The organism is Yersinia bercovieri ATCC 43970, assembly GCF_013282745.1.
Lineage (GTDB): Bacteria > Pseudomonadota > Gammaproteobacteria > Enterobacterales > Enterobacteriaceae > Yersinia > Yersinia bercovieri.
The window spans coordinates 4,044,107-4,066,709 of record NZ_CP054044.1 but is presented as its reverse complement, the minus strand read 5'-3'; the positions used below and the strand labels follow the sequence as shown (position 1 = coordinate 4,066,709).

The following is a 22,603-nucleotide window of genomic DNA, read 5'->3' as shown; positions in this document are numbered from 1 at the left end:
TTTATTATTACTAGTGATTTTTTGTCGCAGCTTATTTGGATAACTGATGGGGTTTACATTGCCAGTTTATGAATTTATATGCAAGTAATGTGATTAAAAATTTAGTTTTTATTTTTTTAAGGGAAGAGTGGGCATGATTCAACTTTGGTTTAGGTTGATTTTGACTTTCTCTTTTGATGTTGAGCGCAATCAGGAATATTGCCGACAAAGATTGCAGGCCGAATGAGCCGCATGGACGCGGCGAAAGGGGCTGTCGAGCTGGGAGCGAGTCAGCCCCGGTTCGATTAGCCGGCAAGCTGCCGGAGGGGATGGCGAAGCCACAATATTTCGCGCAAGCCGCAGGAGCAGGAGGGCCGGCCTGCCTCCTGCTCGGTTGAGGTCACAGAGGTAAAGTGTTCACTGAACGAATATCAACCGAAACCAGATCCGATCTCATGTCACCCGAACAGACCACCAAACCTGCTCTACTCCAATCAACGGGATAGGGGATGTCTCCCCTCAATTTCGCCGCTCAAACGCCAGTGCTCTGCGCTCCACCAACCGCATCAATAATGTCAGCAGCCCATTCACGCACAGATAGACAATCCCGGCAGCCCCAAACACCATCACGTCATAAGTACGGCCATACATCAGTTGGCTGTAACCCATAACTTCCATCAATGTGATGGTGTAAGCCAGTGAGGTGCTTTTGAACACTAACACCACTTCGTTGGAGTAGGATGAGAGTGCGCGTTTAAAGGCAAATGGCAAGAGGATGCGTAACGACTGGGCTTTGGACATCCCTAGTGCTTCGCAGGATTGCCACTGACCGGATGGAATCGCGCGGACAGCCCCATAGAACAGCTGAGTGGTATAGGCCGCGCTGTTCAATGCCAGCGCAATCATTGCGCACAACCAGGGTTGCGACAGCAGACTCCATAACCACGGATATTCACGGATAGCCGGGAACTGCCCTGGGCCGTAATAGATCAAAAAGATCTGCACCAGCAGCGGGGTGCCAGTGAACAGCGTGATATAGATCTTGACCAGCGGCGTGATAATGGGGGTTTTCAGTGTCAACACAATGGTAAACAGCAGTGATAACACTAATGCCACTAATAAGGAGGCAATGGTCAGCGTCAGGCTGGTATGCAGCCCTTTTAGGATCTCGGGTAAGTATTCCAGCATCAGGATGGGCTCCGTTCAAAACGAGTGGTACGGAGTTCAATCCATTTGAGCACGTACTGGCTCAGCAGGGTCACTACCAGATAGATTGCTGCGGCAATCATATACCAAGTGAAGGGTTCCTGAGTGCGGGTGGCGATGCTTTTGGTTTGCAGCATCAGGTCATTCACACTGATCAGCGACACCAACGCGGTATCTTTTAGCAGCACCAACCATTGGTTACCCAATCCGGGTAAGGCATGACGCCACATCTGCGGCATAATCAGGCGAAAGAAGATGGCCGCCTGGCTCAAACCCAATGCTTGCCCCGATTCCCACTGCCCAATCGGCACGGCTTTTAGTGCGCCACGTAAGGTTTGCGACGCGTAAGCCGAATAGAGCAGGGCGAGGGCTATCACACCACACAGGAACGGGCTGACCTCGAAATCATCAATATTGAGCTTAATTGGCAGCTCAAACAGATAGAGATTCAGGGTAAATCCGTCCGACAGCATCATCAGCAGCTGAGAGGAGCCGAAATAGATAAACAGGACCACCAGAATCTCGGGTAGCCCGCGTAAAATGGTGACCCAGCCGGTGGTCAGATAGCTGACAACTTTCAAGCGCGACGATTCACAGACGGCAAACAGCATCGCCAGAACCAGACCGAGGGCCAGTGCACAAACGGCAAGGCCGACGGTCATACCGGCGGCGCTTGCTAAAGGTTGAAATTCATTCATGGGTGCTTAGATTACTGCTGGAACCATTTTTTATAGATTGTCTGATAGGTGCCATCGGCTTTAACTTTCGCCAGTGCAGCATCTAACTTACCCAGTAATTCGCTATTGGTCTGACGAACGGCGATACCTAAACCAGTACCGAAATAGTCAGCGTCAGTCACCTTATCACCGACGGCAGCCAGTTGGTCATTCTGCTTTAGCCACTCATTCACTACTGCAGTGTCACCAAATACCGCGTCCAGACGGCCATTTTTCAGATCAAGAATCGCATTCTGATAGCTGTCATAAGGGACGGCAGTGATTTCAGGGTGTTTCTCCATCAGGTATTTTTGATGGGTGGAACCGTTTTGCATCCCCACGCGCTTGCCTTTCAGGGCAGCTAAATCAGCCACTTTGCCTTTCTCGGCGATAAACAGTGCGGAGTTATCATAATAAGGTTTGGTGAAAGCAACTTGTTTTTGGCGCTCAGGAGTGATGTCCATACCTGAGATAACCGCATCAAAACGTTTGAATTTCAGGCTTGGGATCAAGCTGTCAAACGCCTGATTGGTAAAGGTGCACTCGGCCTGCATCTCTTTACACAGCGCATTCGCCAGATCGATATCGAAGCCCTGCATTTTATTATTGGCATCAATAAATTCGAATGGCGGATAAGTGGCTTCAGCAGCGAAACGGATAGTTTCAGCGGCAGAGGCAGACAGACTGATACTGGCGAGGAGTGCCGCAACTATTAATTTTTTCATCGCAAATTCCCAAATAGATATCAATGTGACAGATAGCTGGCAAAAGCTTCGGTTGTTGGTTGAGTAAAGTGGCTGGCATCGCCTTGTTCCACCACGTGGCCATTTTCCATATACACCACACGGCTGGCGGTTTTACGGGCGACTTCAACTTCATGGGTGACTATCACTTGAGTGATGCCGGTTCCGGCCAATTCACGGATGATGCTGACGATTTGCGCGGTAATCTCTGGGTCGAGTGCTGCGGTGGGTTCGTCAAACAGCAGAACCTGAGGCTCCATCATCAGCGCACGGGCAATGGCCACGCGCTGTTGCTGACCACCGGAGAGGTGCAGCGGGAAGCGGGAAGCGAAGTCGGTCAAACGCAGTCGCGTCAGTAATTTCTGCGCCCGCGCCATGGCTTCATCTTTTGACAGACCCAGCACGCGGCAAGGGGCCTCAATCAGATTCTGTACCACTGTCAGATGCGGCCAAAGATTGTATTGCTGGAACACCATACCCACATTCTGGCGCAATTCGCGAATCGCTTTTGCCCCCGGAGCTTGGGTAAAATCGAAGTGATTACCGGCGATCTGCAAGGTGCCGGAACGCGGCATCTCCAACAGGTTGAGCACGCGCAGTAGTGAGCTTTTACCGGCACCGCTTGGCCCTAGTAACACTAAGGTTTCGCCTGCCGGACAGTCTAATGTAATGTCGAACAGCGCTTGATGTGCGCCGTAGTAACAGTTAATTCCGCTAAGTTGAATACTCATGCGCCAAATCTGAATAGCCAATGATGCGGTGAATGGTAACTTCCGCGGCATACTTATGCAATCTTTGTGCGTTAAAATTTATTAATAACCAGAGTTCAGTGGGAAAAACAGCATAACATTTGGATTTGACCCTACTCAGAGGGAATTTGTCGTGCGATGAATAAATCTGACAGAGCATCTGCAGCGGCAGATTAAAAAATAGTCAAAATGGGAATCTGCTTGTAAATCAAAGCATACCGATTGACTGGAAGAAAACCGGTACACATTGATGGCAAGAATAATCCGGCAGCTACTTCAACTTTATCTGAGTGAAAGTTGAGAAGATGATATCCACATCAGCGGCTTGTAGATTATGTTGGCGTATTGTTTTAGTGAATACGTTTTTGTCGGCAATGGTCGTTTTTTCGCAGGTTTTCAACTCGTCCGCTATCTGTTTAAGGATCTTGCTACTCAGCTCGCCAATATCAGTGCGCACCGTCTCCAGTGATTTTGGCTGCCAATGGGGTTCTGGCTGTGATAACCAGTCTGCGCGATAGCGGTATTGAATCGCTTTTGCCGCATTGATTTGTGCCACCATAAAGGGCTTGATCGATGCTGTATCGAGACCTAACGACGCCGCTTCCGCGAGCGTTTTATCGATCACTTTCTCTTCTTGGGCAATGTCTTCCACCGGCAGATGGTTGGCAGCCTTATCGCCCGCGACATCTTTCATATAGCTTAAACGGGTATTGATTAGCTGGGCGGTTTGCCCACATTCGGAGGTTGCCTGGGCGGCGCTGGCGACAAAAAATCCGCTGACGGCGAGGAGTCTGATGAGTGAATGAACTGAGAACATGACAACTTCTTCCTTGTTGAAGTTAGTTGTTAGCAAGGTTACCAAATATCACTCCGGTGTGACAAATTTCCGGCAGATAAGTATACCCACCGGAAGAGAAGAGTGTGGAATCAGTGATCACCCAGTAGCTGACGTAAGCTGCTGGCGGGGGCAGAGACGCCCATAAAACGGATATCATCGACCACCCAGCAGCTCCCTTCGCGGATCATCAACACCTCATCTTGCCACGTCACCGATTTACCGCCGGCACTCTGATGAGTCAAATTAACACGCAGCGGAATGTTTCGGGCGTCGCTATTGGGAATGGTCGAGGCGCTGGCAACATCCGCGTGGGTAGTACCTTCGCGCAGACTGGTAAAGATATCGCCGTTAATGACTTGGGTGCTATTTACTTGAGCTGTGCTACGGGTGCCCGCCTGTTTTCTGGCAGTCTGAATCATTGAGTAAAGCGTTTGGCTCAGATAAGGGCGAAATTGGGCCGAGAGATTATCATCGGGCAAGCCAGTGTGATTGCCAATTTGTTGAACCCGCAGATCATAGAATTGTTGCGCCACCTGATCCGGCCCACCGTCAACACAAGGTGTTGTGCGGCTGCTGATATCCTTAAACGCCGGATCGACGGTGCTGGTACAGGCGCTAAGCAGAATGGCGAGCGGAAGAATCAGAGCAATTTTTTTCTTTTTCATATGATGACCTTAGGTGAAAGAATCTATTATGAAAGTGATTGTAGTATAAGACCTATTTTCTCGACTGTCTTATGCTGGCTGGAAATCGCTTTATTCAGCACTTCTATGCTCCGCAGTGGGCTATAAACCGCGCACTTTACCGTGATCTTTTAGCCAGCGGGCGGTGCGATTAATCCCCTCATCCAGTGACACTATTGGGCGATAGCCCAACTCTTGCTCAGCACGGTGGGTATCCAGCGTCAGATCAAAGTTGAGTTTGGCGACACCATAATGTGTCAGCACCGGCTCCTTTTCCGCCTTATTCCCCAGCTTCTCCATGGCTCTGGCCATAATATCCATCATCGGATAGGGCACCGAGCGGATACGGCACGGCATATCTAGCTGTTCGAGCAGATGTTGTACGATGGTGCGCAAGGGGCGGGGTTGCTGATTGGTAATATTATAGGCTCGGCCCGACAGGGTATTCTGGCTTTGGGTCGCCAGCCACATGGCATGTACGGCGTTTTCCAGATAAGTCATATCCACCAGTGCATTACCGCCACGGGGCAGCAGCAGGGTGCCATAGTGCTTAATCATCTGTAGCAGGCGCGGCAGCATCACTTTGTCGTGCGGGCCAAATAAGCCCTGCGGGCGCAGGATGGTAAAGTGCGTTTGTGGGTTGGAGAGCGCCAATTGCTGGATAACTTGTTCACCGGCGGCCTTGCTGCGGGCAAATTCATTGGCGTAACGTGCTGGCCGAAAATCTTCCTGAATATTACGGTGGTGATGATAATCGAAATAAATAGCAGGTGAGGAGATATGAATGAAATTCTCCACGCCATAGGCGGCGGCCCATTCGCCTAAGCGGCGTGTGGCGCGCACATTGGCCAACTCAAAAGCCTGCTCAGTGCCCCATGGCGAGGTAAAACTGGAGCAGTGCCACAGGGTATCGACATCCGCCAGCATAGCTTTTGCCTGCGAGGAAACCAGATTGGTCAGATCCGCATGAATAAATTCAGCGCCCATTTTTGTCAGTAATGCGCCCATCGCCGCATTGTTGCCAGCAGCGATGACTTTGATACCCTGACGACGGAGATATTCAACGGCATTTCGGCCTAACCCACAGGTTGCACCGGTGACCAATACCTTCATAGCGAATTCGGTTCCCACCAAAAATCAGAATGCTAGCGTCTGGAATCATTCGCTCAGCAAATAAGATGCCATTCTTCCGTGAAATGATGCGCTATGCAATCAGAAAGCACCGACTGTCCGCTTTTTCCTTGGCTTTACAGTGTTGTTGACTGCGAATCAGAGGAAAAAGGGGCATTAGTTATGCCGGAGGTTTATGGCAAAGCCAGCATCAAGCTGGGTGCGTGAAGGGGCGACTGTTCCTAGGGGCGCTTCGGTCGCTTACGCGACTACGACCCCAACGAAACATCTCCCCTTCAATCGACTTTTTTAACACTCTGGGGCATTAGTTATGCCGCTCAATTTAGGGTGTTGGCTCGTCACCTGATTCACTTTGCGCCGATGTGCGCTGCGGCTGTTGGCGATCATATTGCTCCGCCAGCGCCGCAATACGTTTTGCCATGCCACGGAAGATAAACAGGTGGGCTGGCATCATCACAAACCAGTAGAGCAGGCCGCTAAAACCTGCCGGATGCCACCATGCCCGCACATCAAAACTGCGACGCCCGCCTAAATCTTTGATGGTAAATGTCAGCCGGCCCAAACCGGGGGCTTTCATGCCGAACATCATCGCTAATTGACGTAACGGCTTGACGGTAATGACTTTCCAGCCATCAACCAGGTCACCTAACTCCAGTGTTTCGCGATCCGGGCGGCCATAGACTACGCCGCCGCCAGCAATGTCATCCATCCAGGCGCGGGTTCTCCACAGCAGATTGCCGTAGAAATAGCCCTCTTTGCCGCCGATTTGTTGCACCACATGCCACAGTGCTTCGCTGGAGGCGGTGGTGTAGAGTTGGCAACCCGCCTGCTTGGGGTAAAATCCGTAACCGGGCCGCCAGCGGGCGCGGGCTTCGGGGTCATAGCCCCAGTCAGCAGAGTCCACCACTTCATCTTCACGGCGCAGTGTCTCTTTGACCGCATCGTCAAAACTCACCAGTTGCTGCGGGATCAGCGCCTGCAATGCTGTGCCATCGGCCGGTAAATCGTGGTTTAGCCCCTCAATCAATGCGCTGGCAATGGGGGTCGGCACTGAGGTGATCATGCTAATGAAATAGACCGAGATAAAGCGGGTCGGCAGCGGGATCGGGATCAACCAGCGCCGTTTACCACTGATGGCAATAAAGCGCTCGAACAGGGTTTGATAGCTGATGTACTCCGGCCCTGCGACATCGAAAATGCGGTTGTCTTGCGCCGGATGATTGAGCAATTGTGTCAAGTAAACCAGCAGGTTATCTAGCGCGACCGGGGACGATTTCGAGCGCACCCAGCGAGGTGGCGTTAGGATCGGCAGGTTATAAACCATGTCGCGCATCACTTCAAAGGCGGCTGAGCCGGGGCCGACGATGATGCTGGCGCGCAGTTCCGTCACCGGAATGCCACTTTGGCGCAGTAAATTGCCGGTCAGTTTGCGCGCAATCAGATGGGGAGAGCTGTTGTTTCCCGGCTGTAATGCGCCCAGATAGATAACCTGCTTCACTGAGCAGGGCGCGGCCTGTAGGGCGGCCAACATATTGTTGGCGGCCAGGCGCTCCTGCTCAATTAGATCCTGCCCGTCACCCATGCCATGCACCAAATAATAAACCACATCAATATCTTGCAGGGCGGCACTGAGGGTGTCGGGCTGATAAACATCGGCAAAACGGCACTTAACGCCGGGCCACGGCTGCTCTTTTAACCACTCGACACGGCGGGCGGCGGCAGTGACATGATGCCCCTGTTGGCTGAGTCTGGGGATCAGGTGCTGGCCAATATAGCCACTGGCCCCCAGCACCAATATCCGTTGCGGCATCATGGGCGCTGCTCGGCCAAAAACTCACGCCACAGTGCGACCACTTTTTCCAGATCCTGGCGGCTTACATTGATGTGGGTAATCATTCGGGTGACTGGACCAGCGCTGATTAATACGCCACGTTCGCGCATCCAGGGGCCTAATTTTGCCGCTGACTCGGCAGATTGCTTAATATACAGCACATTAGTTTGTGCGCCGGGTGCCACAATCTCGACATCCAGTGAGCGCAGCTGCTGCTCTAGCCAGGCAGCATTGTCATGGTCATCTTTTAAGCGGGCGACATTGTGCTCTAAGGCGTACAACCCTGCCGCTGCCAGAATACCGGCCTGACGCATACCACCGCCGGTCATTTTACGCCAGCGGCGGGCGCGATGAATATATTCCGCACTGCCACATAGCAGTGAACCCACCGGCGCACCCAGCCCTTTGGAGAGACAAATGGTCAGGGTATCGCAATATTGGCTAATGTCACTCAAGGGGCGATTTAGCGCCACCGCCGCATTAAAAATACGTGCGCCATCAATATGGAGCGCCAGTCTCTGCTCTCGGGTCAAGGCCCAGGCTTGCTGCAAATAGCTCAGTGGCAACACTTTGCCGCTATGGGTATTTTCCAAACTTAAGAGCCGGGTTTGGGCAAAATGAATATCGTCAGGTTTGATGGCGGCTAACACTTTATCCAGCGGCAGGGTGCCGTCATCATTGGCATCAATGGGTTGCGGCTGAATGCTGCCAAGTACCGCCGCGCCACCCGCTTCATACAGGTAGTTGTGCGCTTTCTGGCCGACAATATACTCTTCACCCCGTTGGCAGTGGGTCAATAGCGCGACCAAATTGGCCTGTGTGCCGCTCGGCAAGAACAGGGCGGCCTCTTTGCCCGACACTCTGGCGGCTTCGGCTTCTAAAGCATTTACCGTCGGGTCATCGCCATACACATCGTCGCCAACTTCGGCATTCACCATGGCATTGCGCATCGCGGCGTCAGGTTGCGTTACTGTGTCACTGCGTAAATCGATTAGCATAATTCTCTCGCGGTCAGAAAAAGGGGTATGCTTCATCATAGCCAGATTGATAAAACAAGAAAGGAGTGGCAGGGATTATTTATTGATAATGAGAATAATATTTGTCAGGGCAATTGATAATTGATGAAATTATGGTTATCCGCTGATTTATTAGGATTTTTCTCGATTGGCGTAGACCAAACACGAAGCTGTATTAATTTGTTCCAGGCATTTTCCCTGTTTATCGGTAAAGAAGCGCTTTTCCAGTTCGCGGGCATCGGCTCTATCCAATAGCGCAAAACCGTACTGCTGTAGCAGTGCATCAAGGCCATTGGCGGCGATGCCAAATCGCCAGGCTTCGCCAATAGTGCGCACCCCCTCAACACTCTCTTTTACGCCATATTCGCCGTTGAATGGTGAGCTGTCGGTTGATCCGTGGTCATCCACCAACAGATGATCATAAACAAAATCAAAAATAATCTGACTGCCATCGCGGCTGTAGTCACTGATGGCACTCAATAGCCTTTTGACCTGCGCCGGCTCCAGATACATCAGCAAGCCCTCTAATAGGAATAGGCACTTCTCTCCGGCGGCTAAGGGGAGGGTGTCGAGGGTGTCGGCCAAGTTTTGCTGATTAAAATCAATGGGTAAAAAGACCAGATTGGCAGGTGGTGAGATGTGGGCCTCACTCAGTTTTTCGATTTTATGCTGCTGCATGGCGGGACTATCGATTTCAATAATAGCGCTATGTTGCAGCGCGTAATGAAAGCGAATGGCTCTGGAATCAAAACCGGCCCCCAGAATAAATATTTTGCTAAAGCGCCCTGCGGTTTTTTTGAAAATATCATCAATATATAAAGTGCGGGCGACAATGTAGGGGTAGATGCCGGCGGGAGTTGCGAGATTGAATATGTCATCACCCAGCAGAAAGGTTTTCTGCATCATAGAGAAGAGTGAATGGAAGGTCTGACTCAGAATAACCGCCACATAATCATCACTTTTAAGATGGGGTCTCTTCTCACCGTATGACTTTGCGCGCAGCAAACAGGTTAATTCAGCGGTAGCGGAAACTCCTGACTTAGCTCTCTTTGGCATAGCGATACCACCATCAATGGGGTCAGTGTGCTGTTTATACCGTGATTGTGTTTATACCGAGATTATGTTTATACCGGGATTATGTTGATAACGGGTCAATAAATGACTCTACGCCTCTCTGGGTTATTTAGCAGGGTGATAAGTTGAAAGTGTTGCTTACGCCACATAATGGATCTGGTTATTTCTGGATTGAGTCGCCGTTGGGGAAGAGATGCACTGAACGCGGCTGTGTCACCGCTTGAGGTTATTGACAATGTGCCAGTAGCGGAGAGAACAGGCGGATCGTAAAGACGCCGTAGATCCATCCCTGGAGGCTCGTTCCGCGCCCTCCCTGGCGCGGACGCTTTACTCTTCCGTCTGTCCTCACCATTCCCGATCGAGTCATCGGGGTTTACCATCGTCTGAGGCGGCTGAGTCACCGCTTCCATGGTTAATTATGACGTTATATTTGCGATGGTGGTATTGATGTAATCAATAGTATCAACGTAGCCAATTGGTTTTTGCCAGTTCGACGACTTCATCACCACGGCCATTGATAATCGCCCTGAGCATATACAGGCTGAATCCTTTGGCCTGCTCAAATTTGATTTGTGGCGGCATCGATAACTCCTGCTTAGCCGTCACCACATCCACCAATACCGGCCCTGGATGGGCAAATGCGCTCTCTAGTGCGGCATCCAGCTCAGAGGCTTTCTCCACCCGAATGCCCTTGATGCCGGCGGCATTGGCAATGGCGGCAAAGTCTGGATTATGCAGGTCGGTGCCATCAGTCAGATAGCCGCCCGCTTTCATCTCCATCGCCACAAATCCCAGCACACTGTTATTGAATACCACAATTTTCACCGGCAATTTGAGCTGCGCCAGGGTGAGGAAATCCCCCATTAGCATGGTGAAACCGCCATCGCCGCACAGGGCAACCACTTGCCGCTCCGGGGCGGTGGCTTGCGCGCCAATAGCTTGTGGCATGGCATTCGCCATCGAACCGTGGTTGAACGACCCCAGCAAGCGCCGTTTACCGTTCATCTCAAGATAGCGGGCCGCCCACACTGTCGGGGTGCCCACATCACAGGTGAAAATAGCGTCATCGGTGGCGTGGCAGCTGATCTGCTGCGCCAAATATTGCGGATGGATCGGCTGGTTATCATTGGCGGTCGCCAGCCCATCCAGATCTTTGCGGGTGGTATGATAGTGCTCCAGCGCTTTGGCTAAAAATTTGCTATCACTTTTCGCCTCTAGCTGCGGTAACAGTGCGCGCAGCGTGGTTTGGATATCACCGACCAGCGCCATATTCACCGGGCAGTGAGCACCAATGCTGCCGGGGTTGATATCAATCTGGATGATATTTGCATTGGTGGGATAAAAGGCGCGATAGGGGAATTGGGTGCCGAGCAGCACCAAGGTATCGGCACTCATCATGGCGTGGTAACCGGAGGCAAACCCAATCAGCCCGGTCATACCCACGCTGTAAGGATTATCCCACTCAATATGTTCTTTACCCCGCAGCGCATGAACCACGGGGGCTTGCAGCATTTCAGCCAACTTAACCACTTCATCGTGGGCATCAGCACAACCGCTACCGCACATCAGAGTGATATTTTTCGCCTTATTCAGTGTTTGCGCCAAAATTGCCAACTCACTCATCGGCGGCTGCACCAGTGGCAATTTCGGTGTTTGCCACACTACGGCGGCCTCTTCGGGCGCGGGCTGTAGCGCCACATCACCCGGTAACACAATCACGGAGACGCCACGGTTAAGAATGGCCTGGCGCATGGCTATCTCCAGCACCCGAGGCAGCTGCTCTGGGTTGGAAACCAATTCACAGTAGTGGCTACATTCGCGGAACAGCTCTTGCGGGTGGGTTTCCTGAAAATAACCACTGCCAATTTCGCTGGAGGGGATGTGGGCGGCAATCGCCAACACCGGAACATGGTTGCGGTGACAATCAAATAAGCCATTGATCAGATGGAGGTTACCAGGGCCGCAGGAGCCAGCACAGACCGCCAGTTGCCCGGTAAGTTGCGCCTCGGCACCGGCGGCGAAAGCCGCCACCTCTTCATGGCGCGTCCCCAACCACTCAATGGTGCCCATGCGGTGCAGGCTATCACTCAGGCCGTTGAGTGAGTCACCAGTGACACCCCAAATTCGCTTAACACCTGCTTGTTCCAACGTTTTTGCGACCAGTGTTGCCACGGTTTGCTTCATAGTTGTTCCCTCAAGGATTAATGGCGAGTCATTATTCTCTGAGGTCAAAGTATGGCGCGTTTAACAATTATTGCCCATTAACGGCGCGGATTGCCCCATTAATGGCGTGAATAACCCCTTATGGGGGGGGATCGCCACTTATGGGGCAGCAAGCAGGGCGGTTAGGCCAGTTGGATATCACCCTGTAGCTGGCAACTACAAGCCAGAACATAGCCTTGGGCAATCTCTTCGGGGGTCAGTGTCATGGTGCTGCTGGTGGTGTACTCCCCGTGCAGAATGCGGGTCTTACAGGAGCCACAGACCCCCGCGCGGCAAGCTGCCATCACCGGAACTTTATGTTGCTCCAGTGCAAACAGCAGTGAGGTGCCGACCGGGACTTTCACACTGCGCAGCGGATGGCTAATGGTCATCGTCAATTCATTGCTGGTATCAATAGCTTCGTCGGCGCTGCGGAACTGCTCTTTTTGGAAATGATCGGCTGGAACAGATTGCTCACGGCAATACTGCTCCACCCAATCCATGTATGGGGCGGGGCCGCAAGTCATCACCCGGCGGCGGCTGATGTCTGGTGCCACCTGTTGCATGATTTGAGCATTGATTCTGCCGGCGATAAAGCCCGCCGTTGCTGCGGATTCCGCCACCAGAGTGAGCTGCAATTGCTGCGGATAGCGCTGCAATAAGTGTTGCCACTCATCGGCAAAAATCACATCCGCTGGCGAACGCACATTAAAAATCACCTGAATGTTCGCTTGCGCACGTCGTGCCAGCAGATCACGGCACATTGACATCACCGGCGTGACACCGCAACCGGCGGCCAACATCAGGTAGCGGTCATCATCAACATGGGCGCAGGTAAACTCCCCCTGGGCCTCGGAAAGCCACAGGTAATCACCCACTTTCACCTGCTGGGTCAGCCAGTTAGATCCTTCGCCATCGGCTAAACAGCGCACCGTGAGTTGGATAAAGGGGCTGAGTCCGGGCGTGGAGGAGAGTGTATAGGCGCGCAGGGTGTCATCACTGTTGCGAATACTGACCAGAGCATATTGCCCTGGCAGATAGGGGTAAAAATCGTGGTTAATCAGCCGCAGGCTCCAGACGTCGGGCGTTTCTTGCACTATGGAGTGGACTTGCATACGGTTAGGGCAGAGGGGGGTTGGGCAGTCCATTGGGATAAAATTGGCACTTGGGGTCAAATCGGTCATCGGGGCCTCACAGCAAATCAGGTTATTCTCGGGCAAAACCAGTCACTATGCCCGGTCAGTGGCGTTAAACCGCACTGGCCGGGCAAGCTGTTATTGCTTAACTATTCAGGGCTTATTGATCTCAGCTTTAACTGCCCAGAATCGCGCTCATATCCTGTTCTACTGTGGTAATAGGGCGCATACCAAATTTCTGGTACAAAATCCCCATCAGGTTGTCCGTCAGGAAGCCAGGTGCCGTCGGGCCGGTATAGATATTTTTTACCCCCAGTGACAGCAAGGTCAGCAGGATGACAATGGCTTTTTGTTCGAACCATGACAGCACCAGACTGAGGGGCAGGTCATTGACGGTACAGCCCAGTTTTTCTGACAATTTCACCGCCAGCATGATGGCTGAGTAAGCATCATTACATTGACCGACATCCAGCAGGCGCGGTAATCCCTCCAGTGTGCCGAAATCCAGTTTGTTGAAGCGGTACTTACCGCAGGCTAGGGTCATAATGATGCAATCTTGCGGCACACTGCGGGCAAAATCAGTGAAATAGCTGCGTTCTGTGCGGCTACCATCACAGCCCCCCACCAGAAACACATGGCGTAGTTTTTTAGTGGCGACCAGATCAATCACTGTATCAGCCGCATTCAGCAGGGTCTGGCGGCCAAAACCGACAGTAATCATCTGCTCCAGCTCATTGTACGGGAAGCCCGCCATGCCCAATGCCTGATCGATGACCTGCGCGAAATCCTCACCCTCCAGATGATTCACACCCGGCCAGCCAACAATGCTGCGCGTCCAGATGCGGTCGCCGTAATTGCCCACATTAGGGTCAATGATACAGTTGGATGTCATCAGAATCGGGCCGGGGAATTTGGCGAATTCTGTCTGCTGATTCTGCCAGCCACTGCCATAGTTACCCACCAGATGTGAGTAGCGTTTTAACTCTGGGTAGCCGTGAGCGGGCAGCATTTCACCGTGGGTATAGATGTTAACCCCGGTTCCCTCGGTCTGCTCCAGCAGCATTTGTAAGTCTTTGAGGTCATGGCCGGAGATCAAAATAGCTTTACCCGCCACCGGGCGCACGTTAACCGCCGTCGGCTGCGGATCACCATAGGCCTGGGTTTCGCCAGTGTCCAAAATAGCCATGACGTTGAAGTTCATTTTGCCAATGCCCATGGCGTTATTGAGCAGGGTGTCGACATCACGGGGCTGGGTACCCAACCAGGCCATATAAGCATGATATTCAGCATAAATTTGCTCATCGTGCTGACCCAGTACGTGGGCGTGTTCCATATAGGCCGCCGCACCTTTCAGGCCATACAAACAGAGCATCCGTAAGCCATGGATATCGTCGCCTACCTCCGCTTTATCGCTATTTAGGGCGAATTGTTGCGATTGTTGTTGCAAGGTTGGGATGTCGTCTGACAGTAGTTGCAGTTCAGCTAATGGGTGATCAACAGTGATAGTGCTATCGAGCAAACGACAACGGATCGCCAGTGATTGGCGTAGCAAGATGGCCTCTTTGGCGTAGCCGATAATTCTGTCTGAGTCGAAATTCACATTGGTGAGGGTCGAGAAGAAGGCTCTGGGTGCAAAGCTATCAATCTGATGATCAATGATGCCCACTTCGCGCGCGGTCAATGCCCAAGCTGACAGCCCTTGCAGCACGGCAACTAATAGGTCTTGTAAATCAGAGGTCTCGGCGGTTTTCCCGCACATCCCCTGGGCGTAGGAGCAGCCATTACCCGCAGGTGTTCGGATGGTTTGTTCACATTGCACACAGAACATAATTATTTTTCCTTTTAAAAGTGCATTTATAATGCATGTTTAAAAGCATAGAGGGGCGAGACGGGTTTAAAAAGGCTTTTTTAATGCAACTTTGACTTGTTTTGATTTGGCGCAACTTTTGCTGCGAATGAGAATTTATTCAGTTTTAGGCCGACTTACTCAGTTTCAGGCCGGAGTAGCGCGCAGTGAATCGGACAATTCACTGCGCAGAAGAAGCTTATGAGGAGAAGAGTGCGATCAATATCGGAGCCAGCAGGCTCAGTAAAAAGCCGTGGACGATCGCGGCAGGAACCATTTCCAGCCCGCCACTGCGCTGTAATACCGGCAGCGTAAAGTCCATTGAGGTTGCGCCGCACAAGCCCAATGCGGTGGAGCGGCTGCTGCGTACCAGTGTTGGGATCAGCATGATTGCCACCAACTCTCGCGCCAGATCATTAAAGAATGCGGCGCTACCAATCACTGGGCCAAATGCATCAGTCAGCAAAATACCTGACAGCGAATACCAACCAAAGCCAGAGGCCATCGCCAGCCCGGTTTTAATGGGCAGACCCATCAGTACTGCGGCGAGCAAACCACCGATCAATGCACTAATACCGACAACAAATGCCACTATGGTGCCACGGCGGTTTAGCACGATCTGACGCAGTGTCATGCCACTGTTACGTAATTGAATGCCCACTAAAAACAGCAGGAAAATCAGTGCCAACTCGCTACCTTTCGCGGCAAATTGCAACCACGGCCATTGGCTTAAACCCAGCAGGAAACCAATAATGACCACGCCACATAATTTCAGCGATTCCAGTGCCATATGTAGCCGTGAGGGTAATGCTTCTTGCCGGTGAGTATTTTTCCACGGTAATTTGCGTTCGAGTAAAAATAGCGCCAGTAAATTGGCACAAAAAATACAGAGAAAAAAGACTGCGGTGTACTGGAAAATAAGCAGCAAATTGGCGCTGAGGTTCTCCAGAAATGCCAGACTGATCCCCATAAAGAATAAAATCACGTAGACCATCCAGCTTAATAAGCGGTTGATCAATTGAATTAATGATTTGCGGTTAAGTGGGATCAGATAGCCAATAATTAACGGCAAAAGAATGATCAGTAATCCTGAATACACGAGTTGTACCGTCCTATACCCTTCGACTTTGGGTATCATGAGCAGATGAATAGTGGGCTATGGCGCAATAAACTATCTAAAATCGAGGGAAGAGTAAAGCAGCACGCAATGTACCGTGGCACTTGACGAATAAGGTTTTTTTTACCTCTGTCAGCCGGATTATCCGCTATGCTTGCCGGGTTAACAGTGTTATCTAGTAGTATTACGAATAAATTCGCATCGGAGGCGCAGCATGTATCTTGAACGCGTAGATATAGTCGGTTTTCGCGGTATCAATCGTATTTCATTGAACCTTGATGATAATACCGTGCTGGTCGGTGAGAATGCCTGGGGTAAATCCAGCCTATTAGATGCCCTGACATTACTTTTATCCCCCGAGCCGCAACTTTATCATTTCACCATGCAGGATTTTTATTATCCGGCAGGGGATGAGAGTGCTAAAGAGCGCCATTTACAGGTTATTTTCACCTTCTGTGAGAAGGATATTGGCCACTGGCGTGCGCCTCGTTATCGCCAATTAGCCCCGCTTTGGATAAACCATGATGATGGTTTGCATCGTATTTATTATCGGGTTACAGGAGAGTTGGCTGATGACGGCACCGTCTGCACCTGGCGTACTTTCCTCGATTTAGAGGGGCAGCCTCTGGCTTTGCATGATATTGAGAAGCTGGCACGAGGCGTGATTCGTATCCATCCGGTATTGCGCTTACGGGATGCGCGCTTTATGCGTCGGCTACGCAGTACCACGGACGAAAACAGTCATCAGCCGGATAAAGTGGCACTGAATCAACAGTTGGATCAATTAAGCCGCGAGTTGGTGCGCAATCCGCAAAAACTGACGAATACGGAACTGCGCCAAGGGTTGGTGGCGATGCGCCAACTGCTGGAGCACTATTTTGCCGAGCAAGGATCGCAATCTGTTGCTCTACGTAATCACCGTTATCGCCCACAACCGGAGCGAGAGGCCTGGCAGGCCCTCGACAGCATCAACCGCATGGTGGCTGAACCCAATAGCCGCAGTATGCGGTTGATACTATTGGGGATGTTCTCAACGCTACTGCAAGCCAAAGGCTCACTTAGCCTGGACCCTCATGCGCGACCATTACTGCTGGTCGAAGACCCGGAAACCCGCTTGCACCCCATTATGCTGTCAGTGGCGTGGGGGCTGCTCAGCCAGTTGCCACTCCAACGTATCACCACCACCAACTCCGGTGAGTTAGTCTCTTTGGTGCCGATAGAGAGTATTTGTCGGCTGGTGCGTGAATCCTCTCGAGTCGCGACTTACCGCATTGGCCCGCGCGGCATGAGCGCCGAAGAGAGTCGCCGCATCGCGTTTCATATTCGCTTCAACCGCCCCTCTGCTTTATTTGCCCGCTGCTGGCTGTTGGTCGAGGGCGAAACGGAAATTTGGTTACTCAATGAACTCGCCCGCCAGTGTGGTCACCACTTTGAAGCGGAAGGGGTAAAAGTGATTGAGTTTGCCCAGAGTGGCCTACGGCCACTGCTGAAGTATGCCAACCGCATGGGCATCCAGTGGCATGTTCTGACCGATGGTGATGATGCCGGCAAAAAGTACGCCGAGACAGTACGTAATATGGCGGACACTGGACGTGACCACGAGCGGGATCGTCTGACCATCTTGCCAGCACCAGATATGGAGCACTTTCTATATCGTGCAGGATTTGATGCGGTTTATCACCGGGTATCAGCCATTCCAATGAATGCCAAAATGCAGCCGCGCAGGGTGATTGAGAAGGCTATTCATCGTACCTCCAAGCCGGATCTAGCCATTGAAGTGACCAGCCAGGCCAGAGAGTGGGGGGTAGAATCTATTCCCCCGTTACTGAAAAAAATGTTTTCTCGGGTCGTTTGGCTGGCACGAGGACGGGCTGATTAGCGGCCGCGAGCTAGATTAATTCGGTGGTAAAATGTGCGGCTACCTGCTCTTCGAGTTGCTCAAGCAATTGATAGCGGCGGCGGTATTCCGCACGTTTTTTGCTGGCAATATCTTCAATTGGCTTACGCGCAATCTGCGGGGGTAAGCTGAAATGCCCCTGGGCGCACTGTTCTCCACCCAGTGAGCGCCAGAAACTATCGTAATCGGCATGTAATTTGTCTTTTTTCTTCCCCCGATAGCGCCAGTTTTGGTAAATGTGCGTAGCATTCCCGACGGCAATAATTTGTGTTACTCCCATCAGTTTTGCCAAGGTGCAGGCGGCCTCTAATACCAGACGTTTAGGAAATAATCCAAAACATGCTTTGGTGCTGAGGTGAATTTCGTTATGGGGTGTTTCTTTATCGGCACCTTGTAGACCGCCAATAAACAGTGTTTTTTGCTGCTTATAATAAAATAGACTGAAAGTCAGCACCGCCAGAGTTTGTTGTTGCTCATTGGTCAGCATCAGGGTAATTTCGCCCTCCTTATTGAATTTTGAAATAACGGCCAAATAAAGAAAATACTTTTCTTCGTTTTTGCCAGTTAACTCAGCCAATTTATAAGGCGAATGGTGTAAATAGTTATGCAGCAATGATACGGGCATATATTGATTTATTAGCTGGAAATGATCTTGTAGCGCCGCCAGTTTTTGACGATTATTGAAGGTATTCGCCAAATAAGGGCGATGTAATTTACAGGGTAAATCCGGTTGATCGCGTAACATTTTGTTTAGAAAGGGTTGCTCCACCAGTATCGCCAACAGATTTAGGGTCAGTTTGGGGCAAATTAATGTTCTGGCTATAAATTTAAGTCGAAATTGTAATTCATGCCATGAGCCACCTAGCGGCTGGTTGCCTTTGAATAGCAATGCAATCAACCCCCAACAGTTAAGATTATCAGGCGTTGATTTGATGTTATTATTGTTTTGCATGGTTAAAACCCGTTATATCACTGAGCTTTCAGTGGCACTGAAATTTTCAAGCGCCATTGAAACAAAGGGGAACTAAACCAAGTTTCAATGCATCTTAGGTTTCATTGATAGCACGGTGGTATTGATATTTCGTTTAGCTAAATGAGAATTTCCGATGTTAACTTCGGCAATTTAAAGAGTGACATAATAAAGGAAGGTAATTGATTTGATGCAGTTCAGTAGACGTCAGCGCCGATGGCTCATCGTATTTGCTGTATTGATTATTGGTGGTTTTTTCATCACCAGACACCTGATGACCCCTGCGCCGATTCAATATCAGACGGTGAAAGTCGCCAATCGTGATCTGCAACAGAATGTCCTGGCCACAGGCAAACTCGACGCGGTGCGCAAAGTTGATGTGGGTGCGCAGGTCAGTGGTCAGTTGGAGAAACTGTATGTGCAAATTGGCGATCAAGTTGAGCAAGGCCAGTTACTGGCGATGATCGACCCGCAACAGGCGCAGAACCAAATCAAAGAGGTGGAGGCGACACTACAGGATTTGAATGCTCAGTTGGCGCAGGCGAAAGCTGAAATGCAACTGGCTGCGGTGACGCTGCGCCGTCAGCAGGATCTGGCAAAGTTACAGGTGGTATCACGCCAGGATCTGGATCAGGCCAGCACCACGCTGGCGGTAAAAAAAGCGCAAGTTGAAACCATTAATGCGCAAATCAATAAAGCTAAGGCCAGCCTGGATACGGCTAACATTAATCTGGATTATACCAAAATCTCTGCCCCGATGGCTGGCGATGTGGTGCAAATCACCACCTTGCAAGGCCAGACCGTGATTGCGGCGCAACAAGCACCGAATATTCTGACGTTGGCCGATATGAGCACCATGCTGGTAAATGCGCAGGTGTCAGAGGCGGACGTGATTCACCTTAAACCGGGGATGAAAGCCTCGTTTACGGTGTTGGGTGATCCCGAAAAACGTTTTGATGGCGTGTTAAAAGATATTCAGCCAACGCCGGAAAAAGTGAATGATGCCATTTTCTACTCTGCGCGCTTTGAGGTGCCGAATCCCGATCGCGTATTGCGCTTGCAAATGACCGCGCAGGTTTCAATTCAGCTGGCAAAGGTGCCGCAGGCGGTGGTGATCCCCTTATCGGCATTAGGCGAGGAGTTGGGCATCAATCGTTATCAAGTCGCGGTGCTAAAAGAGGGCAAAGAGGAGAAACGTGAAGTGACTATCGGCATTCGCAATAATGTTGATGCGCAGGTCGTTTCAGGTTTGAAGGTCGGCGAGGAGGTCATCGTTAGCCGCGGTGGCACGGAGGAAGCATAATGACGGCATTGCTTGAATTAAAAGGCATTCGTCGTAGTTATCAGTCCGGCGGAGAAACCGTTGACGTATTACAGGATGTCTCACTGACCATAAATGCCGGTGAGTTGGTCGCGATTATTGGTGCCTCTGGCTCGGGTAAGTCGACGCTAATGAACATCTTGGGCTGTCTGGATAAGCCAAGTGCCGGCATCTATCGTGTTGCCGGTCAAGATGTCGCCACATTGGATAATGACGCACTGGCGGCACTGCGGCGCGAGCATTTTGGCTTTATTTTCCAGCGCTATCATCTGCTGCCTCACCTCAGCGCGGCCCATAACGTAGAGGTTCCCGCAGTCTATGCTGGTTTAGGTAAGCATGAACGGCGTGAGCGGGCGAATATGCTGCTAACCCGCCTGGGGCTGGAGGAACGTGTTAACTACCAGCCCAACCAGCTCTCCGGCGGGCAGCAGCAACGGGTCAGTATCGCTCGCGCCTTGATGAATGGTGGGCAGGTCATTCTGGCCGATGAACCGACCGGGGCGCTAGATAGCCACTCCAGTGTTGAGGTGATGGCTATCCTAAAGCAGCTACAGCAGCAGGGGCACACGGTGATTATTGTCACCCATGACCCTAATGTTGCGGCTCAGGCCGAGCGGATCATCGAAATCAAAGATGGCCGCATTATGGCGGATTCAGGCTCGAAAACAGTACCCACGGTTGTGGCTTCTGAGGCGGTGAGTCTGGCACCATCCGCACCATCATGGCAGCAACTGGCAGGCCGTTTTCGTGAGGCATTACTCATGGCCTGGCGTGCGATGTCGGCCAATAAAATGCGCACCGCACTGACCATGCTCGGGATCATTATTGGTATCGCCTCAGTGGTCTCGATATTGGTGGTCGGGGATGCCGCCAAGCAGATGGTGCTGGCCGATATCCGCGCGATTGGCACCAATACCATTGATATTTATCCCGGCAAAGATTATGGCGATGACGACCCCAGCACGCGGCAGGCATTGGTCTATGACGATATGGTGGCGCTAAAAGAGCAATCCTATGTCAGCGCCGTGTCGCCCACCATTTCTGGCAGTATGCGGCTGCGATACGGTAATGTGGATGTCGCAGCCAGTGTCTCGGGGGTCAGTGAGCAGTATTTTCATGTGTATGGCATGAAACTCGAACAGGGGACCCCCATCACCCGTGAGCAGGTTGAACGCCAGTCGCAAGTGGTTGTGATTGACCGCAATACCCAGCGCCGGCTATTTCCGCATATCAAAGATGTGGTTGGGCAAGTGATCCTGGTTGGCAATATGCCCGCAACTGTGGTGGGGGTGGTGGAAGAGAAGCAATCCATGTTCGGTAGCAGTAAAGCGCTGCGAATATGGGTGCCGTACAGCACCATGGCGAGCCGTCTGATGGGGCGCTCCTACTTTGATTCGATCACTATTCGGATTAAAGAGGGCTATAGCAGCAAAGAGGCCGAGCAGCAGCTGGTCCGCTTGCTGACCATGCGCCACGGCAAGAAAGATATATTCACCTACAACATGGATAGCTTGCTGCAAACCGCGGAAAAAACCACCCGCACCATGCAACTGTTCCTGACATTGGTGGCGGTAATTTCACTGGTGGTAGGTGGGATTGGCGTGATGAATATTATGCTGGTTTCAGTGACCGAGAGAACCCGCGAAATCGGTATCCGTATGGCGGTGGGCGCGCGATCCAGTGATGTTATGCAGCAATTCTTAATTGAGGCGATTCTGGTTTGCCTGGTCGGAGGGGCGCTGGGTATCACGCTATCCTTCGCCATTGGACTGATTGTCGAGATGTTTTTACCTAACTGGCAGATTGCTTTCCCACCGCTGGCGTTATTCAGCGCGTTCTTGTGCTCAACCGTGATTGGCGTGGTATTTGGCTATTTACCGGCACGAAGTGCTGCCAGACTCAATCCGATTGATGCGTTAGCGCGCGAATGATTTACGTGTGAATATTGTGTCGGCTAAATGGCTCTAGCGGCGCGTTTTTAAGTCTGAATTGGAGGTTGACCGTAGCGGCTCTGGTAGCATAATAGAGCAATAAAAATGCCAGTCATGATTGGCTGGCATTTTGAAACGTATTTGATGTTGGTAGCAACAGACCGCTCAGGAAATACCTTAATCACCGGCGTGTTTGAGGTGAGGTATTACCATGATA

Annotated in this window: 18 protein-coding genes and 1 pseudogene; 3 read left to right on the top strand and 16 right to left on the bottom strand. The window is 51.4% G+C overall.

Features of this window, described 5'->3' with window-relative positions:
* Positions 1-498: 498 nt before the first annotated feature.
* The 15 genes and pseudogenes from artM to HRK25_RS18300 all read right to left on the bottom strand — a co-directional run bounded on the left by artM (position 499) and on the right by HRK25_RS18300 (position 16,249).
* Positions 499-1,167, bottom strand: a complete 669-nt coding sequence (gene artM, locus HRK25_RS18365; protein WP_032899150.1) for an arginine ABC transporter permease ArtM — start codon at positions 1,165-1,167, stop codon at positions 499-501.
* Positions 1,167-1,883: an arginine ABC transporter permease ArtQ gene (gene artQ, locus HRK25_RS18360; protein ID WP_005279817.1), complete on the bottom strand. Its 717-nt coding sequence runs from the start codon at positions 1,881-1,883 to the stop codon at positions 1,167-1,169. The genes artM and artQ overlap by 1 nt, the downstream gene beginning before the upstream one ends.
* A gap of 11 nt (positions 1,884-1,894) precedes the next feature.
* Positions 1,895-2,626, bottom strand: a complete 732-nt coding sequence (gene artJ / locus HRK25_RS18355; protein ID WP_005279816.1) for an arginine ABC transporter substrate-binding protein — start codon at positions 2,624-2,626, stop codon at positions 1,895-1,897.
* Between the two features lie 20 nt (positions 2,627-2,646).
* Positions 2,647-3,375 carry an arginine ABC transporter ATP-binding protein ArtP gene (artP, locus tag HRK25_RS18350; protein ID WP_049601639.1) on the bottom strand — a complete coding sequence of 243 codons (729 nt, stop codon included), beginning with the start codon at positions 3,373-3,375 and terminating at the stop codon, positions 2,647-2,649.
* A 289-nt stretch (positions 3,376-3,664) separates the two neighbouring features.
* Positions 3,665-4,210, bottom strand: a complete 546-nt coding sequence (locus HRK25_RS18345; protein ID WP_005279814.1) for a chorismate mutase — start codon at positions 4,208-4,210, stop codon at positions 3,665-3,667.
* A gap of 110 nt (positions 4,211-4,320) precedes the next feature.
* Positions 4,321-4,896, bottom strand: coding sequence for a lipoprotein (locus tag HRK25_RS18340; RefSeq protein ID WP_005279813.1), 576 nt, complete (start codon positions 4,894-4,896; stop codon positions 4,321-4,323).
* 120 nt (positions 4,897-5,016) lie between these two features.
* Positions 5,017-6,027 carry an NAD-dependent epimerase/dehydratase family protein gene (locus HRK25_RS18335; protein WP_049601462.1) on the bottom strand — a complete coding sequence of 337 codons (1,011 nt, stop codon included), beginning with the start codon at positions 6,025-6,027 and terminating at the stop codon, positions 5,017-5,019.
* A gap of 340 nt (positions 6,028-6,367) precedes the next feature.
* Positions 6,368-7,858: a DUF2867 domain-containing protein gene (locus tag HRK25_RS18330; RefSeq protein ID WP_032898060.1), complete on the bottom strand. Its 1,491-nt coding sequence runs from the start codon at positions 7,856-7,858 to the stop codon at positions 6,368-6,370.
* Positions 7,855-8,874, bottom strand: a complete 1,020-nt coding sequence (ltaE, locus tag HRK25_RS18325) for a low-specificity L-threonine aldolase (RefSeq protein WP_032898062.1) — start codon at positions 8,872-8,874, stop codon at positions 7,855-7,857. Before ltaE ends, HRK25_RS18330 begins: the two co-directional genes overlap by 4 nt.
* Before the next feature lie 150 nt (positions 8,875-9,024).
* Positions 9,025-9,948: a class I SAM-dependent methyltransferase gene (locus tag HRK25_RS18320; protein ID WP_005275046.1), complete on the bottom strand. Its 924-nt coding sequence runs from the start codon at positions 9,946-9,948 to the stop codon at positions 9,025-9,027.
* A 240-nt stretch (positions 9,949-10,188) separates the two neighbouring features.
* Positions 10,189-10,254 (bottom strand): annotated as a pseudogene (locus tag HRK25_RS20475) (gluconate 5-dehydrogenase); the annotation flags it as partial.
* 174 nt (positions 10,255-10,428) lie between these two features.
* Entirely contained in the window at positions 10,429-12,150 is a 1,722-nt protein-coding gene (gene poxB / locus HRK25_RS18315) for a ubiquinone-dependent pyruvate dehydrogenase (protein ID WP_005275052.1), read from the bottom strand.
* A gap of 161 nt (positions 12,151-12,311) precedes the next feature.
* Positions 12,312-13,283: an NADH oxidoreductase gene (gene hcr, locus HRK25_RS18310; protein ID WP_050413691.1), complete on the bottom strand. Its 972-nt coding sequence runs from the start codon at positions 13,281-13,283 to the stop codon at positions 12,312-12,314.
* A gap of 196 nt (positions 13,284-13,479) precedes the next feature.
* Entirely contained in the window at positions 13,480-15,132 is a 1,653-nt protein-coding gene (gene hcp, locus HRK25_RS18305) for a hydroxylamine reductase (protein ID WP_005275056.1), read from the bottom strand.
* A 217-nt stretch (positions 15,133-15,349) separates the two neighbouring features.
* Positions 15,350-16,249 carry a LysO family transporter gene (locus HRK25_RS18300; RefSeq protein WP_005275057.1) on the bottom strand — a complete coding sequence of 300 codons (900 nt, stop codon included), beginning with the start codon at positions 16,247-16,249 and terminating at the stop codon, positions 15,350-15,352.
* Positions 16,250-16,481: 232 nt separating this feature from the next.
* Between HRK25_RS18300 and HRK25_RS18295 the strand changes: the two genes are divergently transcribed.
* Positions 16,482-18,146 carry an ATP-dependent endonuclease gene (locus HRK25_RS18295; RefSeq protein WP_005275059.1) on the top strand — a complete coding sequence of 555 codons (1,665 nt, stop codon included), beginning with the start codon at positions 16,482-16,484 and terminating at the stop codon, positions 18,144-18,146.
* Between the two features lie 10 nt (positions 18,147-18,156).
* On the opposite strand, the gene HRK25_RS18290 is transcribed toward HRK25_RS18295, so the two are convergent.
* Positions 18,157-19,116 (bottom strand): VirK/YbjX family protein, encoded by a 960-nt coding sequence (locus HRK25_RS18290; RefSeq protein WP_005275061.1) that lies wholly within the window; start codon positions 19,114-19,116, stop codon positions 18,157-18,159.
* Between the two features lie 208 nt (positions 19,117-19,324).
* On the opposite strand from HRK25_RS18290, the gene macA reads away from it, so the two are divergent.
* The gene (macA, locus tag HRK25_RS18285; protein WP_032898063.1) at positions 19,325-20,437 is read left to right on the top strand and encodes a macrolide transporter subunit MacA; all 1,113 of its coding nucleotides are present in this window, start codon (positions 19,325-19,327) and stop codon (positions 20,435-20,437) included.
* A complete protein-coding gene (gene macB, locus HRK25_RS18280) occupies positions 20,437-22,386 on the top strand; it encodes a macrolide ABC transporter ATP-binding protein/permease MacB (RefSeq protein WP_005275063.1) in 1,950 nt (649 codons plus the stop codon). Before macA ends, macB begins: the two co-directional genes overlap by 1 nt.
* Positions 22,387-22,603: the final 217 nt, after the last annotated feature.